This is a genomic window from Nitrospirota bacterium, assembly GCA_030645475.1.
Lineage (GTDB): Bacteria > Nitrospirota > Nitrospiria > Nitrospirales > Nitrospiraceae > Palsa-1315.
The window spans coordinates 62,893-86,168 of the sequence record JAUSMA010000068.1 but is presented as its reverse complement, the minus strand read 5'-3'; the positions used below and the strand labels follow the sequence as shown (position 1 = coordinate 86,168).

20 protein-coding genes and 1 pseudogene are annotated in these 23,276 nt (G+C 58.0%); 12 read left to right on the top strand and 9 right to left on the bottom strand.

The window, feature by feature from the left end:
- Positions 1-152: 152 nt before the first annotated feature.
- On the top strand, positions 153-1,454 hold the full coding sequence (locus tag Q7U76_14735) for a competence/damage-inducible protein A (protein MDO8357640.1): 1,302 nt from the start codon (positions 153-155) through the stop codon (positions 1,452-1,454).
- On the top strand, positions 1,451-2,059 hold the full coding sequence (gene thpR, locus Q7U76_14730) for an RNA 2',3'-cyclic phosphodiesterase (protein ID MDO8357639.1): 609 nt from the start codon (positions 1,451-1,453) through the stop codon (positions 2,057-2,059). Before Q7U76_14735 ends, thpR begins: the two co-directional genes overlap by 4 nt.
- On the opposite strand, the gene Q7U76_14725 is transcribed toward thpR, so the two are convergent.
- Together Q7U76_14725 and Q7U76_14720 are read right to left on the bottom strand one after the other, a co-directional pair.
- Positions 2,056-2,685, bottom strand: coding sequence for a hypothetical protein (locus Q7U76_14725; GenBank protein MDO8357638.1), 630 nt, complete (start codon positions 2,683-2,685; stop codon positions 2,056-2,058). The two genes, thpR and Q7U76_14725, sit on opposite strands and share 4 nt — an antisense overlap.
- 189 nt (positions 2,686-2,874) lie before the next feature.
- A complete protein-coding gene (locus Q7U76_14720) occupies positions 2,875-3,963 on the bottom strand; it encodes a response regulator (protein ID MDO8357637.1) in 1,089 nt (362 codons plus the stop codon).
- Between the two features lie 163 nt (positions 3,964-4,126).
- Between Q7U76_14720 and recA the strand changes: the two genes are divergently transcribed.
- The 10 genes and pseudogenes from recA (at position 4,127) to Q7U76_14670 (ending at position 15,568) form a co-directional block, all read left to right on the top strand.
- Positions 4,127-5,218, top strand: a complete 1,092-nt coding sequence (gene recA / locus Q7U76_14715) for a recombinase RecA (protein MDO8357636.1) — start codon at positions 4,127-4,129, stop codon at positions 5,216-5,218.
- 21 nt (positions 5,219-5,239) lie between these two features.
- Positions 5,240-5,725: a regulatory protein RecX gene (locus tag Q7U76_14710; GenBank protein MDO8357635.1), complete on the top strand. Its 486-nt coding sequence runs from the start codon at positions 5,240-5,242 to the stop codon at positions 5,723-5,725.
- Between the two features lie 6 nt (positions 5,726-5,731).
- A complete protein-coding gene (gene alaS, locus Q7U76_14705; GenBank protein MDO8357634.1) occupies positions 5,732-8,362 on the top strand; it encodes an alanine--tRNA ligase in 2,631 nt (876 codons plus the stop codon).
- Positions 8,363-8,366: 4 nt separating this feature from the next.
- Positions 8,367-8,774, top strand: a pseudogene (gene ruvX, locus Q7U76_14700) (Holliday junction resolvase RuvX).
- An 82-nt stretch (positions 8,775-8,856) separates the two neighbouring features.
- Complete coding sequence (mltG, locus tag Q7U76_14695; GenBank protein ID MDO8357633.1) at positions 8,857-9,891, top strand: endolytic transglycosylase MltG; 1,035 nt, start codon at positions 8,857-8,859, stop codon at positions 9,889-9,891.
- A gap of 69 nt (positions 9,892-9,960) precedes the next feature.
- Positions 9,961-10,641: a deoxyribose-phosphate aldolase gene (gene deoC / locus Q7U76_14690; protein ID MDO8357632.1), complete on the top strand. Its 681-nt coding sequence runs from the start codon at positions 9,961-9,963 to the stop codon at positions 10,639-10,641.
- 382 nt (positions 10,642-11,023) lie between these two features.
- Entirely contained in the window at positions 11,024-12,181 is a 1,158-nt protein-coding gene (locus Q7U76_14685; GenBank protein MDO8357631.1) for a phosphopentomutase, read from the top strand.
- Between the two features lie 44 nt (positions 12,182-12,225).
- On the top strand, positions 12,226-12,684 hold the full coding sequence (locus Q7U76_14680) for a RidA family protein (protein ID MDO8357630.1): 459 nt from the start codon (positions 12,226-12,228) through the stop codon (positions 12,682-12,684).
- A gap of 200 nt (positions 12,685-12,884) precedes the next feature.
- Positions 12,885-14,567, top strand: a complete 1,683-nt coding sequence (locus tag Q7U76_14675) for an IPT/TIG domain-containing protein (protein ID MDO8357629.1) — start codon at positions 12,885-12,887, stop codon at positions 14,565-14,567.
- 161 nt (positions 14,568-14,728) lie between these two features.
- Positions 14,729-15,568: a YCF48-related protein gene (locus Q7U76_14670; protein ID MDO8357628.1), complete on the top strand. Its 840-nt coding sequence runs from the start codon at positions 14,729-14,731 to the stop codon at positions 15,566-15,568.
- 144 nt (positions 15,569-15,712) lie between these two features.
- Here the strand turns inward: Q7U76_14670 and Q7U76_14665 are convergent, their stop codons facing one another.
- The 7 genes from Q7U76_14665 to nadC form a co-directional block, all read right to left on the bottom strand.
- The gene (locus Q7U76_14665; protein MDO8357627.1) at positions 15,713-16,453 is read right to left on the bottom strand and encodes a 16S rRNA (uracil(1498)-N(3))-methyltransferase; all 741 of its coding nucleotides are present in this window, start codon (positions 16,451-16,453) and stop codon (positions 15,713-15,715) included.
- Between the two features lie 30 nt (positions 16,454-16,483).
- Entirely contained in the window at positions 16,484-17,593 is a 1,110-nt protein-coding gene (gene dnaJ / locus Q7U76_14660; protein MDO8357626.1) for a molecular chaperone DnaJ, read from the bottom strand.
- An 82-nt stretch (positions 17,594-17,675) separates the two neighbouring features.
- Positions 17,676-19,601 carry a molecular chaperone DnaK gene (gene dnaK, locus Q7U76_14655; GenBank protein ID MDO8357625.1) on the bottom strand — a complete coding sequence of 642 codons (1,926 nt, stop codon included), beginning with the start codon at positions 19,599-19,601 and terminating at the stop codon, positions 17,676-17,678.
- 75 nt (positions 19,602-19,676) lie between these two features.
- Complete coding sequence (grpE, locus tag Q7U76_14650; GenBank protein MDO8357624.1) at positions 19,677-20,243, bottom strand: nucleotide exchange factor GrpE; 567 nt, start codon at positions 20,241-20,243, stop codon at positions 19,677-19,679.
- A 91-nt stretch (positions 20,244-20,334) separates the two neighbouring features.
- Positions 20,335-21,126, bottom strand: a complete 792-nt coding sequence (locus Q7U76_14645) for a type III pantothenate kinase (protein ID MDO8357623.1) — start codon at positions 21,124-21,126, stop codon at positions 20,335-20,337.
- A gap of 235 nt (positions 21,127-21,361) precedes the next feature.
- Positions 21,362-22,201 (bottom strand): biotin--[acetyl-CoA-carboxylase] ligase, encoded by an 840-nt coding sequence (locus Q7U76_14640; GenBank protein ID MDO8357622.1) that lies wholly within the window; start codon positions 22,199-22,201, stop codon positions 21,362-21,364.
- A gap of 169 nt (positions 22,202-22,370) precedes the next feature.
- The gene (gene nadC, locus Q7U76_14635) at positions 22,371-23,273 is read right to left on the bottom strand and encodes a carboxylating nicotinate-nucleotide diphosphorylase (protein ID MDO8357621.1); all 903 of its coding nucleotides are present in this window, start codon (positions 23,271-23,273) and stop codon (positions 22,371-22,373) included.
- Positions 23,274-23,276 lie beyond the last annotated feature (3 nt).

The following is a 23,276-nucleotide window of genomic DNA, read 5'->3' as shown; positions in this document are numbered from 1 at the left end:
CTGGAACGATCCCTGTGCTCGCGCAACGCGCGGCTTCAGAAGGCCCTCGTTGGACGCGCTCAGTAGGGATCATCCCAGCCACTCCTTATGTAGAGTGATAGTTTGCTACGGCCCGTTTAAATATTCGGTCTACCCTGAATATCTCTTCTCCTATGGCTAAGTTACATGTAATTCCTTCGCTTGATGCAGAAACAATCGCGATCGGCACTGAGCTGTTGATCGGGGGCCGATCCGATTCCAATTCTCTATTCCTTGCGGATCAGCTTGGCCAATTGGGTATTGCCGTTCGCTTCAAATCGGTCGTCGGCGATGAGCGGCAGGATATTGTTTCGGCCATTCACACGGCCGTGAAGCGAGCACAGGTCATCATTATGACCGGCGGGCTTGGCCCTACCGTGGATGATTGCACAAGAGAGGCGGTGGCCCAGGCGACAGGACGGCGGCTTGGTCGTCGCAAGGAGGCGTTGGAAGGTCTGACGGCTCGACTCGCACAATGGGGTCGTGTACCGAACAGCGCACAGTTGCGCCAGGCTCTGATTCCGTCCGGTGCGACCGTGCTGAAGAATCCGGTTGGCTCTGCGGCGGGATTTTCTCTGATCTGGAAGAAGGCATCTATCATCTCCTTGCCTGGCGTGCCGCGTGAGATGGAGGAGATGATGCTGCAGGAAGTTGTGCCGTTGCTGCGCGCAGCCGGTGCATCATCAGGCCTGCCTCCACGTACCCCGATCATTCGTCAGGTATTTCATACGTTCGGCCTAGCAGAGGCGGACGTCGATGCCACACTCAAAGGGCTTATTCCGAAAGGAACGCCCGTTGATCTGGGGTTGCTTGCATCGCCGATGGGAGTGTTGGTTTCGCTGACGACGAAGGGGAACCAATCTGCCCCGAAGAAGCATCAGGATCTGCTCCAGCAGCTGGCGAACGATGTTCGGGCACGACTCAGTAACTGGCTCTTCGCCGAAGGGCGCGACACGATGGAAGAGGTCGTCGGGCGGGAACTCGCCAGACAAGGGCTCATGGTGGCGATTGCGGAGTCTTGCACCGGTGGATTGATCGGTCATCGTCTGACACAAGTGGCCGGTTCATCTGCCTATCTGGATCGTGGAGCGGTCTGTTACAGCAATCGAGCAAAGACGGAGATGTTGGGCGTGCCAGCGGATCTGATCGTGAAACATGGCGCGGTCAGCCAGGAAGTCGCCGCCTCCATGGCGAAGGGCATTCGCGAGCGCGCCAATGTGTCGGTGGGACTGAGCGTGACCGGTATCGCCGGGCCGGGCGGCGGGACCGAGACCAAGCCGGTTGGTTTGGTCTATATCGGGCTGAATGATGGAACCGGCCGGCCGATTACACAAGAGTTTCGATTTCACGGTGATCGGACGGTCATCAAGCAACGATCCTCGCAAGCCGCATTGAATCTCCTTCGCCGCTGGTTGCTCGATCAGGGGTCGAAGTGATCCGGGCCTTCCTTGCCGTAGAACTATCTCAAGAGCTGCGTGCTGAGCTTGCCACCATCCAGCAGGAATTGAAGCGTAGAATTGAACCGGAGATCAAGCGTGGCACGCGCATCTCCTGGGCGCGGCCGGCTTCGATCCATCTGACGCTCAAGTTTCTCGGTGATATGGATGAGCAGGTCATTGATCCGTTGCGCGGCGCGATTGAAACATCGATCGAACGGCAGGCGGCTGTGACTGTGCCGCTTGAGCGACTCGGTGTGTTTCCCAATCCGCAGAGTCCGAGGCTGTTGTGGGTCGGACCGTCAGAGCATTGGGAGAGGGGTGAGGAGGCGAAGCGAGTCGTTGAGATTCGTGGCGCAATTGAACAGTCCTGTGAAGGCTTCGGTTTTCTTCGCGAGCCGAGACCCTTCAGTCCTCATTTGACCTTGGCACGAATCAAGATGGGGGAACGGCACGTCGGAGTTGCGCTTGCCAAAAGCGGAGTGCTGGATCGCCAGTTTTCATTGGGTTCCCTGGCGATAGCGTCGGTTGTGCTGATGCAGAGTGAATTGAAGTCGACTGGTTCGGTCTACACGAAGCTGTGGGACGTGCGGTTGCGGGGTTAATCGTCCGCTGTGGTGACTGGCGGAGAGTGGCGGATTTCATCGGATAGACCTCGAAGGGCCACTGTCACATTGCGAAAGGTGCGATTAAGGTTCGTCATCACCTCAGTCTCCTGTTCTCCCCAAGCCCAGAACGATAACATCAGTTGCTGACCCCGCTGCCGTTCCGGCGGCCCCGGCAGGGTCGTAAATCTGACCGACATAATCGTGGCGCCGATGGCGCCTCCTTCGAATGCGGGATCGGTTTGATCCAAGGCGTGCGCAGCGGCGGTGGTCAACCAATGTATCTGCTTTGGAGAGGTATTTAATGCAAGGTTCCGGTAGAGCATCATCAGGCGACCGGAACATTGCAGACGCTTGGAGGTCTGGGCATTCAATGCCGCGCCGCTAAAGGCACAGTCATTGGACTCAAAGACCGACTCGGGGCCATTGAGCCATTCAAGGAGTCGATAGAAGGTCTCGGTTGCAGGGTACGCGCTCCATTCCTGCATATCTTCAATCGAGGACCGGATGAGTTCCGGGCTGCGTCTAAAATTATAATACCGATGTGCCGGATTGGATTCACTATCGACCCAAGGGTGTGACCGAGGGCTCATGGAATCTGGGTCGCTGTGTTCGTAGATCTTCATCGTCCATTCAACGCCATAGGTAGTTGGCCGAGGCTGACAGGTATGCTGGGACTTGGGGGACAGCATAGCAGTAAGTCATCCAGGATAGATCAATTCCGGCAGCATTCGGTCGGTAACGGAGGCGGTGAACTTGAGATAGCTAGGAGGACGTCAGGATGTGAGGCGGGCACATTGCTGAGGGCGTCTCGTTCAATGTTGCGGGGGCTGTTCACGCATCGTCCGGCAGAAGAGTTCGGTGAGCGTCGGATCGAAGGCTGTGCCGGCTTGCTGTTCGATCTGTTCTAAGGCTTCATGGACAGGAAGCGAGGCTCGTCCTGGCTTTTCGGCAGTGAGGTCGTCGAAGGCCTGGGCGATGCCGACAATGCGAGCGAGCAGGGGCGTGCCTTCTTCGCGCAGGCCGAATGGGTATCCCGTTCCGTCCCATCGTTCGTGATGGAGGGCGATAATCTGTACGGCATCCGGTGACAGTCCCATCGCGCGGCCCATTCTGGCGCCCAGGTCGGGCCGATGGACTTGCGGGTCTGATTCGATGCTCAGCACGTGACTGACGGGGGCGCTGATCAAATCGAGATCATGTACGAGCGCACCGAGTGCGAGCGACTGTTGTTCGGCAATGGGAAGGCTCAGTCGATTGGCCACCAGCGTCGAATAAAAGCTCACGCGGCTTCCATGGTTGAGCAGGTGGCGGTCCTTGGCTTCCAAGAGGTCGGAGATCAGGGGGACCAAGGGCGAGGTCTCATCGCTATGCGACGAGGACAGTGATCCTGTGCGGTTCATGGCGGTGTAGTCCTCGACGAGGGCCTGCCAGGCTTTGGTACAGGCAGGCTCCGGGCCCCAGAGGGTGGTCGAGTTAGTGAGGACCGGGCGCAGTTGATCCAGCCTTTGTTTCTTTTGGGCGGTCTGTAATGAAATTGCCAATAACTCAGAGGCATTGAACGGTTTTAGGAGGAAGCCCGCCGCGCCATGGCGGATGCAGTCCATGGCCGATTGTAGACTGCCGTAGGCCGTCACCATGATGACTTCGATCTCGGCATGCTCGCGTTTGATGTCCGTCAAGAGGTCCGACCCTGAACGATCGGGTAATTTCAAGTCCAGCGTGACGAGGTCGACGCCGTGATCGTTCAGCACTGCCAGGGCTGCCCGTGCATTGTCCGCAGTGAGAATGTGGAAGTCTTGTTTGAGTATCTGTGTGAGGGCTGCGCGGGGGGCGGCCTCATCGTCGACGATCAAGACCGTCGGTTTATGGTCGGTGGTATCGGGAACAAGAGTCGAAGGCATAGGGTCACTTGTAGCGTCATCTTCATCGTCCGTCAATGAAATCGAGTAAATAGGTGGAGGCTTCCCGTCTTTACGGCCTATTTGTCCGGAGTTTCTCTGCTAGGTTTCCGTCTCTCAACTTGGGTATAATGCCCCCGATCTCTCTATTACCAGAGGAGTACCTATGGCTGAAAAAGACGACAAGAAGCGTGCGCTGGATCTCGCCCTGTCCCAAATTGAGAAACAATATGGGAAGGGGGCGATCATGAAGCTGGGAGGCGCGGATGCCCCGGTGGATATTCCCGCGATTTCGACCGGATCCCTCGGACTCGATATTGCCCTGGGCGTCGGCGGGGTTCCCCGCGGCCGGGTAATCGAGATTTTCGGTCCTGAGTCCTCGGGTAAAACGACGCTCACGCTGCATGTGATTGCGGAAGCACAGAAGGCCGGCGGGACAGCGGCCTTTATCGATGCGGAGCATGCGCTGGATTTGGGTTATGCCAAGAAGCTGGGCGTGCAGGTGGACGATCTCTTGGTGTCGCAGCCCGATACCGGCGAACAAGCGTTGGAAATTGCCGAGACACTCGTCCGGAGCGGCGCGATCGATGTCATTGTAGTGGACTCTGTTGCGGCCCTCGTCCCGAGAGCCGAAATCGAAGGCGAAATGGGCGATGCCCATATGGGGCTGCAAGCGAGGCTCATGTCGCAGGCGCTTCGTAAATTGACGGCGGCCATTTCCAAGTCGCAGACGACCCTGATCTTTATCAATCAGATCAGGATGAAGATCGGTGTGATGTTCGGCAATCCGGAGACGACCACGGGCGGCAACGCGCTCAAGTTCTACTCGTCCGTGCGTCTGGATATCCGGCGCATCGAGTCGATTAAAGAAGGGCAGGAAGTCACCGGCAGCCGCGTGCGTGTGAAGGTGGTGAAGAACAAGATGGCGCCTCCGTTCAAACAGGCGGAATTCGACATCATGTTTGCACAGGGCATTTCGAAAACCGGCGAGTTGGTCGATCTCGGGGTCGAGAAGAAAGTCGTGGAGAAGTCCGGGGCCTGGTATTCCTATCAGGGCGAGCGGCTCGGGCAGGGACGCGATGCGGTTCGGGATTTCCTCCTGAGCAATCAGCCGTTGGCGCGTGAAATTGAGGGGAAGTTGCGTGACATTGCCGGTCTGCCGGGACGTACGCCTGAGAAGCCGGTCGTGCCCGTTAAAGACGAGAAAAAGACCGATGAAAAGCGTGAGGAACGGCGACCGCACAAGGTTGGCGCCTAACAGGCTGCCAGTCGGAGGGTGGTGAGGCGGCAAGGCATCAGCACGGCAGCATCGTCTCCCGATCAGTGGTTGCAACTTGCGGTGCGGGCATTGGCCCGTAGCGATCGTACGACGGCCCAGATCGAACGATTACTCGCGGCGAAGGGGGCAACTCCTTCACAGATACGAGCCGCGGTTCGACGGCTGACATCGTTACGCTATCTCGACGATGCCGCGTTCGCCGTGCGGTGGGTCGATCGGCGACTGGCCCGCATGCCGATGGGCCGTGCACGTCTGCAAGAAGAGCTGCTGGCTACCGGTTGTCCCGAACAAATCGTGCTGGCGACCGTAAGGGCCACTTACCGTAAGGTGAGTGAACAGGATCTGGCCATGCAGGTGGTCACGACGGCTGGCCGGACCAGCTCGACTCAGACGCTGGGTCGAGTCGCGAGACTGTTGAGCCAGCGTGGCTTTGACGAAGAGACGATTGAGACAGTGATGGGGCCTCTGATGCGAGAGGATACATAGGGTAGCATGAAGAACAGCACTCACGAATTGCGACAGGCCTTCATCCGATATTTCGAACAGCATGGTCATCAGGCCGTGCCGAGTTCTGCCTTGATTCCTCAGGCCGATCCCACGTTGCTCTTTACCAATGCCGGGATGAATCAGTTTAAACGGGTCTTCCTCGGTGAGGAAACGCGTGCCTACAAGCGAGCCGTCACTGTCCAGAAGTGCCTTCGTGCGGGGGGCAAGCATAACGATTTGGAGAATGTCGGCTACACGCGCCGCCACCATACGTTCTTTGAAATGTTGGGGAATTTTTCCTTCGGCGATTACTTCAAGGAAGAGGCCATCTTGTTCGGATGGGAGTTTCTGACCAAGACGGTCGGTCTCGAGAAGGACCGGATGTGGGTCACCGTCTTCCGCGACGACGACGAAGCCGATCTGCTCTGGAAGAAGATCGGTGTGTCGCCCTCCCGCATCGTGCGGTGCGGAGAGAAGGATAACTTCTGGCAGATGGGAGATACTGGCCCCTGTGGACCCTGTTCGGAACTCCATTTCGACCAGGGGCCGTCGGTGCCGGGCGACGATCGTCCTAATGGGGAAGGCGACCGCGTCATCGAGATTTGGAATCTCGTCTTCATGCAGTACAACCGGGATGCGGCTGGTACGCTCCATCCTCTTCCCAAGCCGAGCATCGATACCGGGATGGGGCTCGAACGGCTGGCGGCTGTCGCTCAGGGCAAGTACAGCAACTATGACAGCGATGTGTTCACCCCCTTGCTCGACGCCGTGGCATCCAGAGCCGGGGTTCAGTATGGGGCGCAGGATACAACGGATCGATCGATGCGTGTGGTGGCGGACCATCTTCGCGCGATGACGTTCTTGATGGCCGATGGGGTCTTGCCCTCGAATGAAGGACGCGGCTATGTGTTGCGCCGGATTCTGCGCCGGGCTGCGCGCCATGGACGGCTGCTGGGGATCGTCGAGCCTTTCCTTCACGAATTGACCGCGGCGGTCGTGAGCCAGATGGGTCCGGTCTATTCAGAAATCCGTGGTGCTGCCGCGACGATTGCTGAGGCGACCAGAGGCGAAGAAGAGCGGTTTATCGCGACGCTGGATCAAGGCTTGCCGATTCTGAATGAGTTGATTGCGAAAGCGCGTTCGGCCGGGAGCAAGATTCTTACGGGCTCCGACGTATTCAAGCTCTACGATACCTATGGGTTTCCGATGGACTTGATGGGGGAGGCTTGCCGCGAGCAGGAGATGACGCTCGATGAGGCGGGGTTCGACCAGGCCATCGAGGAGCAGAGGACTCGCGCGCGCAAAACCGGGGGCTTTGAACAAGAAACCACTCGTCCTGCAGTTGCGGAGCTGGCTGGTCGTCTGGGGGCAACCAAGTTTATCGGCTATGACCGGCTGGAAAGCGACAGCGTCGTCCTTGCGATTTTGAAGGGCGACCGGTTGGTCAAAGAAGCGGCGGAGGGCGATGCGGTTGAACTTGTGTTGGATATGACGCCGTTTTATGCGGAAGGCGGTGGACAGGTCGGTGACCGGGGCATGCTGATGGGCCCTGATGGGCAGGTGGAGATTCAGGAAACGACGAGGCCGGTACCGACTGTGATTCTGCATACAGGCATCGTGACGAAGGGGCGGATTCGCGAAGGCGAATCGCTTCATATGACCGTTGATGCGACGACGCGGCAGGCCGCTCAGCGAAACCATACTGCCACCCATTTGCTCCATGCCGCATTGCGCGACTTGCTCGGCCCTCACGTGAAACAGTATGGGTCGCTCGTCGGACCGAATCGCTTGCGATTCGACTTTGCCCATTTCAGGCCGCTGACGACTCGCGATATCGATGAGATCGAACTGGTCGTGAACAACGAGGTGCGAAAGAACGAACGAGTCGCCACCGAGGTGATGAGCATTCAGGATGCGGTCGCCAAGGGCGCGTTGGCCTTCTTCGGCGATAAATATGGGGAACAAGTAAGGGTGGTGACGGTTGAGTCGTTCAGCAAAGAACTCTGCGGCGGCACGCATTGCCGGCAGACGGGAGACATCGGTCTGTTCAGAATTGAGTCAGAGACTGGTGTCGCGGCTGGTGTGCGCCGCATTGAAGCCCAAACCGGGAGCGGGGCGCTCGCGCATATGAAGCGACTGGAAACGGATATTCGGGAACTTGCGGACTTGCTCAAGGTCGGCCAGTCCGAGTTGGTCGCCAAAACCCGTAAGGTCATCACGCAGTTGAAAGATAAAGAACGCGAACTGGAAGAGCTGAAATTGAAAATGGCCAGTGGCTCGGCCGTCGAGTCTGCGGCGAAAACGATCGCTGGTATCCAGGTGCATGTGCAGCGAACGGATGGCCTGGATGTGAACGGGATGCGGGCGTTGGCTGATCAGTTGCGGGACAAGTTGAAGAGTGGTGTCGTGGCTCTCGGCGCCGCGAACGATGGCAAGGTGTCATTACTGGTTGTGGTCACGAAGGATCTGATCGCTCGATTAAAAGCGGGCGACCTCATCAAGGCGATGGCGGCGGAAGTCGGTGGGACCGGCGGCGGCAGGCCTGAGATGGCGCAGGCCGGCGGGAAAGATCCGGCCAAGCTGGATGCGGCGTTGGAAAATGTCTTTGGGCTGGTCGAACGGATGTTGGAGCGGTAGACTGATGGAGGATGGTAAACGAGTGCTCGCGCTCGATTACGGAACGGTGCGGATCGGCGTGGCCCTTAGTGATGAGATGGGCTGGACCGCTCAACCACTGGAGACGCTCACACGGCGTACATTGGATCGGGACATTGCGCATATCGCCTCCCTCGTCGGGACGTATGAAGTCAGGCAAGTGTTGTTGGGCTTTCCCCTTCAGTTGGATGGCCGCGAGGGTCCGGCGATCCAAGCGATGCGAGAGTTTCAGGCCCGGTTAGAAGCGGGCGTATCCGTTCCCGTTATTTTGTGGGACGAACGCTTGACGACGAAGTCGGCGGAAGACCTCTTGATTGCGGCCGATGTCAGCAGGAAGAAGCGGAAGGGTGTGGTGGATCGCATCGCCGCATCGATTCTGCTCCAAAGTTACCTGGCGAGTCTTGAACCGGAACCGAAGAGGGAGCCGGACGCATGGGCGGATGGGGCTTCGGAGCAAGAAACGGTAGAACCACCTCATGAATCTACGGATCGTGCTCGGACTTCTGCTGGTCGTAATGGTCGGACTTGGCGTCGCGGCCTATCAGACGATTCGTTGGGCTGAAGGCCCGATCATTCCTGCGCAGGAGCGCCCTCCTTCAAAAATCATCGTCATTCCGGATGGCTCGACGTTCCAATTTGTGGCGTCGCTGCTCGAGCGAGAACGCTTGATCAGGAGCCATTCCGCCTTTGTGCTCCTGGGAAAATCGCAGTCTGTCGACCGGAAAGTGCATGCGGGCGAGTACGAGCTGAGCCCCGCCATGACGCCGTCCGAGATCCTTTCGAAACTGCTCAGCGGTCAGGTGGTGCTTCACCCGTTTACGATTCCCGAAGGGCTGACTCTCATCCAAATCGCCGACCTGCTCTCGCAGCAGGGCGTGACGGATCGCGCAGAGTTTATCCGGCTTACGAAAGATCGGGCATTCATTGCATCGCTTGGCATTAAGGCCGAGACTTTGGAAGGGTATCTTTACCCCAATACCTATAAGTTTCCTCGCACCGTGAAGACGCGTGAGGTCTTAGTGGCGATGGTTGAGCAGCTACGGCAGGTGGTCGGACCGGATCTTCTTGCGCGGATGCAGGAGCTCAAGATGACGATGCATGAAGTGTTGACGCTTGCGTCCGTCATTGAAAAGGAGACCGGGTCTGGCGGCGAGCGGTCGGAGATCTCGGCGGTGTTTCACAACCGTCTCAAGAAGCATATCCCGTTACAGAGCGATCCGACCGTCATTTATGGCTTGCCGGCATTCGACGGAAACTTGCACAAGAAAGACTTGTCTCATCCCAGTCCCTACAACACCTATCGGGTCCGGGGCCTACCGCCTGGGCCGATCGCCAACCCAGGTATTCAGGCGATTCGTGCGACACTCTATCCGTCCGACTCCCATTCCTTGTATTTTGTGTCGCGGAACGATGGAACCCACCAGTTCTCTGCGACGCTTATCGAGCATAATCAGGCCGTAGAGAAGTATCAAAAGAGGCCGTTTAGACGGGCTTCTCTCCCGCACATGTAATCACTCGTCCTGCTTTCCCAGTCTTTCCCTCTTCATCTCTGACCGAAGACTTGTTATAAGAGTGGCATGATGACAACACAGAATTGGAACCTGCCGGCGTTGATCGACCATACCGTGTTGCGTCCGGACGCAACGAAGGCAGACGTGCTGCGGCTCTGCCAGGAGGCGAGGGAGTTCGGTTTCATCGTGATCTTTGTGCCGCCCTGTTACCTCGATGAGGCGGTCGAGGCAGTGGCCGGTACGACGATTCGCGTCGGGATTCCTGTCGGGTTTCCGCTGGGTGGCCACACGACGGCAACGAAGGTTGCGGAGGCCATTGAAGGCGTCGCACGGGGAGCCACGGTGCTGGATATGGTCATCAACGTGAGCCGGCTCAAGTCCGGTGACTACGATCTTGTCAGGGGAGATATGGCTGAGGTCGTGAAAGCGACCAAGGGGGTTGAGCATAAAGTCATTCTGGAAACCTGCTGCCTGACGCGAGAAGAAAAAATCACAGCCTGCCGTTTGGCTGTTGAAGCAGGGATGGACTACGTGAAGACTTCGACGGGGTTCGCTTCTGCCGGCGCTACGGTGGAGGATGTCAGGCTGATGAAAGATACGGTGGCTGGTCGCGCCAAGGTCAAAGCGTCCGGCGGAATTCGAGATTGGAAGACCACCTTGGCGATGCTGGAGGCTGGCGCAGATCGGATCGGGACCAGCGCGAGCCTTGCGATTGTGGCGGAGTGGTCTGTTTCAAGAGGGAAGGGGTGAGCCATTATGATGGCGCGTAAGGACACCCGGTTTCCGGTCCGGTGCCCTGTCGCCTATGCGTTGGAAGACGCAGCGTATCAAGGAAGGACGTTCAGTTTGTCGCGTGGGGGCTGCGCGATTGAAAGTGACGAGATGGCCTCAGAAGGAGAGACTGTGAGCCTTCAGATCATGGAGCCTGGTTTCTCGGCGGCGATACGTGTGGAGCTCGGAAGGATCTGTTGGGCAACCAGGCGGGAATTTGGAGTTGAGTTTCTGGTCATTCTTAATGACTCGAAAGAATGGTTAAATCACTTTCTTCTTCAAGGTGGCGAAGCAGAGTGCGGTATGAAGATGCCGCCTCTCTCGCCCTACTGTCCCTGAACACCTATGCTATAGTGCGCCCATGATTACTCGCGTCATTGTATTGGTTATTGATGGATTGGGCGTCGGGGCTTTGCCCGATGCGGCGGAGTATGGCGATGCCGGGTCCAATACCTTGGCTCACCTGGCCGATGCCGTGGGGGGACTCAACGTTCCCACGCTCGAAGCGCTCGGGCTTGGCCACATCACGGAGATCAAAGGTGTGCGGGTGATGGGGCAGCCTGAAGGATCGTTCGGTCGGCTGGGGTTTCTCTCCAAGGGCGTAGACTCCATGGTTGGCTATTGGGAAATGGCCGGTCATGTGACAGATGATGCCGGGCCGCTCTATCCCGACGGATTTCCCCCTGACATGGTGTCGGTGATCGAACAGGCCTTTGGCCGTAAGAGCATCGGCAATCGCCGTTCGTCTGGAGCAGCCATGCTGCGCGAATGTGAAGCCGAACATCTGTCGTCTGGCGCATTGATCGTCTGGACAGATGGCCGGCGGACCTGCCATGTGGCGGCGCATGAGAATGCGATGAGGCGGGATGAGTTTTTTCAGCGCTGCCGGGATGCGAGAAAAGTACTCAAGGATCCCTGGGGCGTGTGGCGTGTGTCAGCCCATCCCCTCGTGGGCGATGCCGGTGCGGTGCAGTTCAGCCCACAACCCCGTGAGTTCGTGATTGAGCCACCAGGGACGACCATGTTCGATGTGCTCAACCGTGCCAGCCAGATTCTGGTTGGGGTCGGCAAGGTCGGCGATCTGTTTAGTGGCCGTGGGCTGACTCGTTCCGTTCCCGTTGGGCATTGGACGGCGTTACTTGACGAAGTAACAGGGATGTTGAAAACCGTTCCCCGTGGATTGATTGTTGCCGGTCTTGATGTGCTGGAATCGGATGCGGCGCAGTCGGCCGCGGCCCTCCATGACTTTGATCGACGGCTTTCTGAGTTATTGGAGCAACTTCGTCCAGGCGACCTGCTCGTGCTGACGGGCGATCATGGGCGGGATATCTCAAAGGCGGATCAGGTCCCGACGCGGGAATATGTTCCTCTTTTAGCGACTGGGCCGAAGTTGGCACAGGGTGTCAACCTTGGTATCAGATCGTCTGCTGCCGATTTGGGACATACCATTCTGGAAGCCTTGCAAGGGGATCAACTTCCTGTGGGTGAGAGTTTTCTCGATGCGCTCCGCGCTGGATAGGGCGTGAGTCGTCACACATAAAGGACGCAAGCTGGGTACAGACGATGTCATACGAACGCAAACTGAAGGAATTGCATCTGGAGTTGCCGCTACCGCCGCAACCGTTGGCAACCTATGTCCCGGCAGTCCGGGCCGGAGATCTGTTGTTCTTATCCGGCGTCCTTCCCATGCGAGACGGGCAGTTGGCGTTTTCCGGTAAACTCGGTCGAGATTTGACGGTCGAACAGGGGATGGAAGCGTCCAGGCTCGCGCTCCTGAACGCGCTGGCGATTGCCAAGCAGGAACTCGGGACGTTGGACCGTATTACGCGTATCGTGAAGGTCGTTGGACATGTGGCGTCGGCGGAAGGATTCGTCCAGCAACCCCAAGTTCTCAATGGGGCCTCGGACCTCCTGGTCGCCATCTTTGGAGAGGCTGGTCGTCATGCGCGCGTAGCTGTGGGAGCGGCTGAGTTGCCTCGCGGTGCGGCGGTCGAAATCGAAGTGATTTTCTCCGTCTCCTGATGGTGCGTCAGCACTAGTCAGGAATGCCCAACTGGTACGGGTTTGTCGGCTTGACTCTCCAAAAAACCGCTTGCTATAGTTCATTCAGTTCTTCGTTTTTCGTGGTCACCACGGTGTACCTCTTCTGAGCCTGGCGCGAGGCGTTTTCGTGCCACATGCAGGATGACCGTACCTTTTTCTTGCCTGACAGGAGTCTATCCATGAATGCGTTCGTGACGGGCGTGAGTACGATGACTTTGTGGGCGAGTCTCAGCGTTGCCTCGTTTGCGGCGGCTCCTGCTGCGGTCGAACTCCATCCGTCAACGGCGGTTCCTGGCGCCACCCTGTCGATCGGCGGGACGGGATTCGGTGCATTTCGATCTGTGCAAGTGAATCGCGTAACTGTTGGAGGGATCCCTGCGTTGATTCAGCGATGGGAATCCGATCTGATCGAAGTGAAGGTGCCTTTTCAGGCGCAATCCGGTCCCGTTGAAGTCATGACCGGGAAGAAGAAGTTGTCTGCCGGAATCTTGACAGTGATGCAGCCGACGATTTCCGCAGTGACGCCGGCAGAGATCGAACCAGGCCATACCGTGCAGATCACCGGCGCGCACTTCGGTACCACGGCCGGTCCCCGCGACCCCAATACCATGTTCGGAGTGAATGATGTGATGATCGGCGGTGTCATCGTCAGGCCGCGCCGGTGGAAAGACGAGCTGATCGAAGTCGATGTTCCCACGAACGCGGCGTCGGGCGATGTCGTGGTTCGATTGGCTTCATCCGACCCCTTGCCTGACGGGTCCTGTTGCGCTCCGGTCCAATACAAAGTGAGCAATGCCGTTCCGCTGAAACTGATTCCGAGTATTCGTGTCGATCCTGTGAGCGGGCCGGTCGGGACGAAGGTTGTGTTTTTTGGCCAGAGCTTCGGCGCCACGAAGGCCGCCGGCGATAAGGTCACGTTCGGCGGACACCTGGCCACGATCGCCCAATGGTCCGACACCGCCATCGTCGTGCATCTTCCGATGGATGCCGAGACCGGACCAGTTGTTCTGACCCTGCAGGGGCGTGATCGAACCGTCGGGACCTTTACGGTTCACATGCCGAAAGTCATCGCGGTGACGCCTCCCGCTGCTCCGATCGGTACGCTGCTCAGAATCAGCGGAGAACATTTTGGATTTTACTCAGAAAGTGGATCGACTCCGTATGCCTTTACCGATTTTAATACGGGAGAGAATCGGGTCGACATCGGGGGAGTTCGCGCCGTTATCTATCGCTGGCAAGACGATCGTATCGACGTATGGGTGCCCTTCAGCGCGAAGAGCGGGCCGGTCGTGATTTATCGAGGCGCGACGAAGCCGAACCAGGATGGTTCATGTTGTGCGACGAAGGAAGTCTTGAAGACGGAGGCAGGGGTCTTTACGCTCGTGACGCCGAAGATCGACTCCTTCAGCCCTCAAACTGGCGGACTCGATGAGCTGATTACGATTAAAGGATCCGGATTCGGTTCATTCCTCAAAACGGCTGAGCATGCCTACTTGGGTCTCAACCAGGGGGCCTACAAGCGACGAGAAGATATCGAATTAGGTGAGAACGTCTCGCGGACGGAAGTGTTGTTCAGCAATGTGGCTGCGCAGGTCATGTCCTGGACGGATACGGAGATTGTCGTGCGAGTGCCGCATCGAAATCTGTACGGCCTCGGGAAGCGCAATGAGTTCTTCAATGAGTTGGCGACCGGTCCGCTGATCGTGCGGCGCGGTTCCTGGGATGTGCAGCCGGATGGTATCTGTTGTACCCAGAAAAAGTGGCTGACGTTGGAGGCTGGCACGTTCACGATTGAAGCCAAGGGCATGCCAGACCCCGGGTACTTCAATAACAACCGCCCTGACGCGAACACCAACCAGTGAGATACGGGTGGTCAGGATCATGGCAGCGGTTCGTTCTTTCCCCTGTTGCTCACATGGCGATCGCCATCACGTTTGGGGCATGGTTATGTGCCTCTTCCTCCTGGGCTGCTGACTCTCCTCTGACAATCACTCCTCAAGAAAGTCATACTGAAACTACGCTGATGGCGCTGTATTTTCGTACGCCTCAATTGGGGTGGGCTGTCGGGGCTGGAGGCACCATCCTGAAGACGTCTGACGGTGGGAAGCGGTGGAAGAAGATCGTGAGCGGGACCACGGCAACCCTTTCTGGTGTCTTCTTTATGAACGAGAAGTTAGGCTGGGCCGTCGGAGCCAATGGCACGATTCGCCAAAGCCAAGACGGGGGCCATACTTGGCATGCGCAATTCGTGGATACGCAAGTATCGTTCTACGGCCTCTCGTTCGTGTCGCCCAACGAGGGGTGGGTGGTCGGTGGCAACGGCACCATTCTTCATACGACAGACGGCGGAGCCCATTGGGGCGATCAAGCGAGCAAGACGAACGCCGCCCTCTACGCGGTTCAATTTCTTACCTCGCAGCATGGGACGGCGGTTGGAGCGGTGGGGACTGTGTTGATGACGGATAATGGGGGAGCCACCTGGACTGCACAAGACATGCAGGGGGCGGTCACTCTATTCGATGTGTATTATTCTGACGCTTCGACCGGCTGGGTCGTCGGGAATGCCGGCGCCATCTTCCAAACGACCAATGGCGGCAATCTATGGATCGATCGCACGTTACCCTGCACCCTGACCTGTACGAAGCTGACCGATCTCTTACGTGTCCGCTTTACGGACCCTCAGAACGGATGGATTGTGGGAGAACGGGGTATGGTTTACCGGACCATCGATAGCGGATTTACCTGGATTGAGCAGGGTGCGATCGCCAAGGCCTCGCTGTTCGGTCTCTCGTTCTCAGATGGCACGCAGGGCTGGGCCGGTGGAGAGAAAGGCACGATTGTTCGGTTGAGCACCAACCGCTGATGGCTGGCAGGATGCTGAAAAAGTCCGCCAGCTTCGTTCTCGCCTCGACAGCATCCTCAACGTAGCCTAGAGGCTACGCCTCCGGTGCTATCATCGGCTGCGGCCTTGCTGACGGCCTTTTTGAGCATCCTGTATCTGGCCGGCTTAACCCAACTCATCGAGTCGTGACTGGAGAATGCTGAGCGCGGCGATCGCTGCGGTCTCGGCCCGCAAGATTCGTGGCCCAAGGGTGAGCGGGATGAAGCCCTGCTCTTGTGCAAGACGTTGCTCCTCTGGCGCCCATCCTCCCTCCGGTCCAATCAACAAAACAATCGGGTGCTGATGGTCCTGTGGCAACGGGATGGTGGCGAGCGAAGGGCCGCTGGAGCGTTCCGCGAGTAGGCCTTTCACAGATGCCGAGGCGTAGTGGCGGCAGATCTGTGCGAGGTCTAGAGGGTCTGCGACGGTGGGAATCGTCCACCGCTCCGACTGTTGTGCCGCGTCTCGCGCAATGCGTTCCCATCTGGATCGTTGATGCTCAAGACGTTCCGGGTTGAGCTTGATGACACTGTGTGCGCTTTGGATGGGTACGATCGTATCGACTCCGAGCTCGGTTGCCTTCTGAATCACCCAGTCCATCTTGTCGCCTTTGATCAAGGCCTGCCCGAGCACGATCGGCGAGATCTTGCGACCCGATTCGGTGTGTTGGTCGATGATGCGGCTGTCGATGGCCTGCGAGGAGACCTGGGTCACTTCTACGCGATAGCGGGTTCCGCATCCGTCGTTCAGGGTGAGCAGGGTGCCAGGATGCAAGCGAAGACTATCGCGCAGATGATGGAGCAGATCACCGGTCATGCGGATCGTGGGGGGAGTGACGGCGTCAGGAGCGACGAAGAACGTGGACATAGTGCAGGTGCCGGGCGATAACCGCCGGCGCTATTCGAAGAAGGTTTTCATCTTGTCGAAGAATCCGTCGCCGTCTTCTTCCATCGTCATGCCGCTCTCTTTGGCAAACTCCGTGAGTAATTCTTTCTGACGAGCGGTCAGCTTGGTGGGGATTTGGATCTTGATGACAAAGAGCTGGTCGCCGGTATTCTGGCTCTTGAGGCTGGGAATGCCCAAGCCCTTGAGGCGCAGAATCTTATCTTGTTGTGTGCCGGCAGGAATCTTGATGATGGTATTGCCTTTGAGCGTGGGGACTTCGATCTTTCCTCCGAGCATGGCGGTGACGACATGAATATGGACGTCGCAGAGGATGTCGTGCCCTTGGCGTTGAAAGACCGGGTGTGGCTTAACGGTGATTGCCACATAGAGGTCGCCGGGAGGCCCTGCGTTGACTCCATGTTCCCCTTCATTCGAGAGGCGTAGGCGCATGCCTGACTCGATGCCGGCAGGGATATGGACGGCGATGGTGCGTTCTCGATAGGTGCGTTGACGGCCTTGGCAGGCGGGACAGGGCTCTGTGATGATCCGTCCCGCTCCCTCGCATTGACCGCAGGGACGGCTGATGCTGAAGAAGCCTTGCTGGAACCGCATCTGGCCGGCCCCTTTACAGCTCGGGCAGGTCTTGACCGAGGCTGCACTTTTGGCGCCGCTTCCCTTACAGTCGGAGCAGACTTCCCAACGAGGGATTTTAAGTTTGGCCTCTTTTCCGTAGACGGCTTCTTCGAAGGTCAGTTCCAGATTGTACTGGAGGTCGTTGCCGCGCTCCGCTCGATTGCCGCCTCGCTGGCCCCCGAAGAAATCTTCGAAGATATCGTTGAAGGCGTCGCCGAATCCGCTTCCGCCAAATCCTTCAGGCCCGCCGCCCTGTTGTGCCCCGGCATGGCCGAACATGTCATAACGTTTGCGTTTCTCTTGGTCGCTCAGCGTCTCATAGGCCTCGTTGACTTCTTTGAACTTCTCTTCTGAGGTTTTCTTCTGAGCGTCTCCCGTCTGGAGATCGGGGTGATGCTGACGGGCCATCTTGCGGTAGGCCTTCTTGAGTTCGTCTTCGGAGGCGGTTCGTTCGACGCCTAAGGTTTCGTAGTAGTCACGCTTGGACACGGTCGCGATCTCTCTGGGTGAACGTACAGCAAGACCGAGCCTCGTGTTCGACGAAGCTCGGTCTCACCGACGATAGTCTAACTTACTTCTTTTCTTTGTCTACTTCTTCGAATTCTGCGTCGACGACCTTTTCATCCGTCTTGGTTTCGCCGGCTCCGGCTCCGCCTTCGGAGCTGGCGCCGCTTCCGGCTGCCGCCGATGCCGAGGCGGCTTTGTACATTTCCTCAGCCAACTTGTGGGATGCCGTCGTCAAGGCCTGGGTGGCAGACTCGATCGCCTCGGGGTCCGTTCCTTCCATCGCCTTTTTCAGCGCGGTCACGGCTTCCTCGACTTTGGTCTTGTCCTCAGCGGCGATTTTATCGCCATGTTCGCTCAGGTTCTTTTCCGTCTGGTAGATCAGAGTGTCGGCCTGGTTTTTAGCTTCCGCGGTCTTCCGCCGCTTCTTATCCTCATCCGTATGGGCCTGGGCATCCTTCACCAGTTTCTCGACTTCTTCCTTGCTCAAGCCGCTGGAGGCCGTAATCTTGATGGACTGTTCCTTCTGTGTCGCCAAATCTTTGGCCGAGACATGGACGATGCCGTTCGCATCGATGTCGAACGTCACTTCAACTTGCGGCATCCCGCGGGGCGCAGGAGGCAGGCCGACCAAGTCGAATTGTCCCAGGAGTTTGTTGTCGTTCGCCATCTCGCGTTCGCCTTGGAAGACTCGAATGGTCACCGCCGTTTGATTGTCGGCCGCCGTCGAGAAGACCTGGCTCTTTTTCGTCGGAACGGTCGTGTTCCGCTCGATCAACTTCGTGAAGACACCGCCGAGGGTTTCGATGCCCAGCGAGAGCGGCGTGACGTCGAGGAGCAACACGTCCTTGACTTCGCCTTTGAGTACGCCGCCTTGAATGCCGGCGCCGATGGCGACCACTTCGTCAGGGTTCACACCCCGGTGTGGCTCTTTTCCGAAGAATTCTTTGACGGCCTGAATGACCTTCGGCATGCGGGTCATGCCGCCGACGAGGACGACTTCGTTGATGTCGCGTGCCGAAACACCGGCGTCGGAGAGCGCCTTTTTACAGGGCTCGATGGACCGCTTAATCAGATCGTCGACCAATTGCTCAAGCTTTGCACGGGTCAGCTTCATGACCAGGTGCTTGGGGCCGGTCGCGTCGGCCGTGATGAACGGCAGATTGATCTCGGTGTCCTGTGACGAGGAGAGTTCGATCTTGGCGCGTTCCGCCGCCTCTTTCAGGCGTTGAAGGGCCATACGGTCCTTCCGGAGATCGATGCCTTGATCCTTTTTGAACTCATCGACCAGCCAGTCCATGACTCGCTGATCGAAGTCGTCGCCACCGAGGTAGGTATCGCCGTTGGTGGATTTGACCTCGAAGACACCGTCGCCGATTTCAAGGATGGAGACGTCGAATGTCCCGCCGCCCAAATCGTAGACGGCAACCCGCTCGTCTTTCTTCTTGTCCAGACCGTAGGCCAGGGCTGCGGCGGTCGGTTCGTTAATGATGCGGAGGACGGTCAAGCCTGCGACCTGGCCCGCATCTTTAGTGGCCTGACGTTGGCTGTCGTCGAAATAGGCCGGGACGGTGATGACCGCTTCGGTGACCTTTTCACCGAGATAGTCTTCTGCGGTCTGCCGCATCTTTTGCAAAATCATGGCGGAGACTTCCGGCGGGCTGTAGCGCTTGCCGCGCAATTCGACGTAGGCGTCGCCGTTGTCCCCCTCGATCACTTTATAGGGCAGGCGCTTGGCGGCGTCAGCCACCTGCTTGCTGTTGAACTTGCGGCCCATGAGGCGTTTCACGGAGAAAATCGTGTTCTCCGGATTGGTAATCGCCTGCCGCTTCGCAATCTGTCCGACGAGACGTTCGCCCTTCTCGGTGATGGCGACGACGGACGGTGTCGTGCGGGCGCCTTCTGCGTTGGCAATCACAACCGGTTCGCCACCGCTCATGATGGATACGCAGGAGTTTGTGGTTCCAAGGTCGATGCCGATCACTTTGCCCATGTGCCTACTCCTCCCTAACTAAGTCTGGCTTTGATGATGTGGTTACGATGAATTGATGGTCTCGTCTGTTTCCGTTCAGCTGTCGGCTCGTCCCGTCGAGATGCTCACCATGGCCGCCCGTAAAATACGGTCGTGGAGGAGGTAACCCCGCTGAAACTCATCGACCACATGCTGCTCCGGAACTTTCTCGGACGGGACGGAGGTCACGGATTGATGAGTGGCGGGATCGAACGGCTTGCCGATCGTCTCAATGGGTGTGACATGAAATCTCGTCAGGGCTCCTGTCAACTGCTTGAGGGTAAGCTCCACGCCTTGGATGAGAACATCACTGCTGCCCCCCTCTCGTGAGGCCTTGATGGCCCGTTCGAGATTATCGACAACCGGTAAGAGTTCCTTGAGCAAGGACTCATGGCCGAACCGGATCTGGTCCCGCTGGTCCCGCTGGGTCAGCCGCTTATAGTTGTCGAACTCGGCTGCGAGCCGAAGATACTTGTCATTCAATCCCTTCGCCTCTTCCGCCTTTGCCGTGAGCGCCTGCTGGAGCTCTGCGACTGAGATGGGTTTCTCTGCGGTGGAGGCGGTGCCCTCAGAGAAAGGATCCAAGTCGTCGATTGTATTCACGTTCTGCTGTTCTTCAGCCATGAAAGACTCCTCTGTCCGTCTGGAGATAGCCACAGGCCCCATAAAGTCAACGGGGCCCAGAAAAATTAATTACTTGTGCATGGGATGGCGGTTAGACCGGCAGGGAAGGCAATGGAGCACCCTGAGCTCGTCGATAAAGAAGTTCAAGGCCTTCTAGCGTGAGGAGTGGTTCGATTTTTTGGATTGAAGTCGTTTCCGAAGCCAGAATGGAGCTAAGCCCTCCGGTGCCGATGACATAGGCCGACCGTCCGAGTTCCTGTTCCATTCGCCGGACGACCGTATCGACCAGTCCGGCATAGCCGAACAAGAGCCCTGCTTGAATGCTGCTGGCGGTGTCGGTACCGATCACGGTCTTGGGCCTGATCAATTCTACTTTGGCCAGTTTGGCGGCGCGTGCGAAGAGCGCTTCCGCCGAGATTCCGAGGCCGGGGGCGATGACGCCTCCGAGGTATTGGCCTTCTGCCGTGATGGCGCAAAAGGTGGTGGCGGTTCCAAAGTCGACGATGATGAGGTCTCGGCGATATTTATGATAGGCGGCGGCGGCGTTGACCAGCCGGTCGCTGCCTATTTCTTTTGGATTATCGTAACGGAGGGTGAGGCCCGTGTCCGTATTCGAGGAGACCACCAGGGCGCGCTGATAAAAGTATTCTTCCAGCATCTGTTCGACAGTTCCGGTCAACGCCGGGACGACGCTGGAGACGATGGCGCCGGTGAGACGTTGCGTAGGAATTCCTGCTGCCGCGAGGAGACTGGCAAAGAGAATGCCGTATTCGTCGGACGTTTTTTTGACGTCCGTGGCGATTCGCCAATGCGCTGCCAGGGTGCGGTCTTCATAGACCCCCCAGACAATGTTGGTGTTGCCGATATCGACGACGAGGAGCATGGGCCTATTGTACGTTTGGGGTAATGGATTTGGCTAGCAGGTTGCGAAAAAAACAATGCCGGTTTGCCTGAAATTCAAAAGTTTGTATGTTTGGATATCGAGAGACGATTTTCAGGCTGCTCAAAAAGTTCGTCCAACAAGGCCGCAGCGAGTGAAGGGGCGGCGCGTACCCTCTGGGGTACGTGGAGGGTCTGAACGTTGCGAGAACGAAGCTGCGGACTTTTTCAGCAGCCTGTTAGGTTCTTACGTGGATAATGTCAGCGACGCGCAGATGCAGGATTGCCGGCTCCTTTGAGCCTGGTTGGGTCTCGTCCGGCCGTAGCATCAAGGCTCCGTCCTGGCCGATCCCTTCGGCGACTCCCACGCAGAGGTCTCCATTGGCCAAGATGGCCTTGACTCGCTGTCCGATGGTCGAGCAGCGCTGGTGATAGGCCAACAAAAGCCGACTGGTTCCGTGGAGCGCCAATTCCTCAATGCAATGTTCAAGTTCGAGGAGGAGTTGGGCAAGGAGCCGATTGCGGTCGACGACTCGTTGTTGCTCGTGCCAGATCGACGTGGCCGTTTCGCGAAGTTCTTCCGGCCAATCCTGCTGTTCGACATTGACGTTGAGCCCGATCCCAATGACCTGGAATGGCGCTGAGCCTGTCCCTGCGCCGCTCTCACAGAGAATTCCGCCGACTTTCCGTTCCGAGATGAGGAGATCGTTCGGCCATTTCACGGAGACGTGGAGGGACGAGACGGCTTCAATCGCTTCGGCGGCGGCCAGCGCGGAGATGAGCGGGAGCCAGGAGAGCCATTCTGTGAGGCGTTCCGGTGGGCGGGCGGCTTTGAGGATGGCAGAGCAATAGAGATTCGATCCAGCCGGAGAAAACCAGGTTCGGGCGAGCCTCCCGCGGCCAGCGGACTGACTGTCGGCGACGACGACCGTACCATGTTCCACGTTTGCCTGTGCGAGGCGAACCGCTTCTCGATTTGTTGAAGGTATGGCGTCGAACAGTTCGATGCGACGCCCCAGCCAGGTGGTCGACAGGGTGCTGTGGATCGTATTGCGAGTGAGGGGCGGCGAGGGTTGCACTGGTCACCTAAGAGGATGCTGAAAACGCCAGCCAACGTCGTTCTCGGCTCATCGAAATCCTCAACGTACCCTTGAGGGTACGCCGCCGGTTTCGACTCGCCTGCGGCCTTGTTGGACGAACGTTTTGAGCATCCAGTGAGAACTTCTTGTGCTGCACAGGTTCAGACCTTCAGCGAGCTCGCTTGTTATCATGGATTTTGCTTAGCTTGCTAGCTCTGCGAAGTTCGAGCTCCAGGCTGAGTGTTGCGGCGGGAGCTGAATGGGTGAGGGCTCCGATGGAAATGCGGTCCGGGCCTGCCGCTGCCATCGCCCGCACATTGCTCAAGGTGATTCCACCGGAGACTTCCACCAGTGCATGACTCTTGATCAACTTGACGGCGCGACGCACCATGGTCGGGGTCATGTTATCCAACAGGATGATATCGACTGGCTCTGCGAGGGCCTGTTTCACCTCCTCTAATGATTCCACTTCCACAATCACCGTCATGCCGCTGGGGGCCTTGGCGTTGGCCTTGCGGCAGGCAGTTTTGATAGGCATGGTCGTTCGGCTGAGGAGCGCCAGATGATTGTCCTTGATGAGGATGCCGTCGCTCAGGGACGGGCGATGGTTCGTGCCTCCGCCGAGGAGGACCGCCCATTTCTGTAGGGCGCGTAACCCAGGGGTGGTTTTTCTTGTATCGAGGATCGTCACGGGGTATCCGAGAACGGCATCGCAAAATTGGCTCGTCAAGGTGGCGATGCCTGAGAGGTGTTGGAGAAAGTTCAAGGCGACTCGTTCCGCCGTGAGGATGGATCGCCCATCGCCTTCGATCTGGAGGAGGCAGTCTCCATCCTGTGCTCGGTCCCCATCCTGGCGGTGGATGGAGAGGACGAGCGTCGGGTCGATGGCGCGAAACACATGAATGGCCGCGGCGAGGCCTGCGACCACCAGCGATTGCTGAGCGACGATGCGTGCGCGCGCCGGAACCTCAGAGGGAAAGAGGACGGCGGTCGTGACGTCGCCGTGCGGGAGGTCTTCTTGGAGCGCTAGTCGAACGGCGCGCCGTATGTCGGCAACCGGAGGCCTGACCATGGG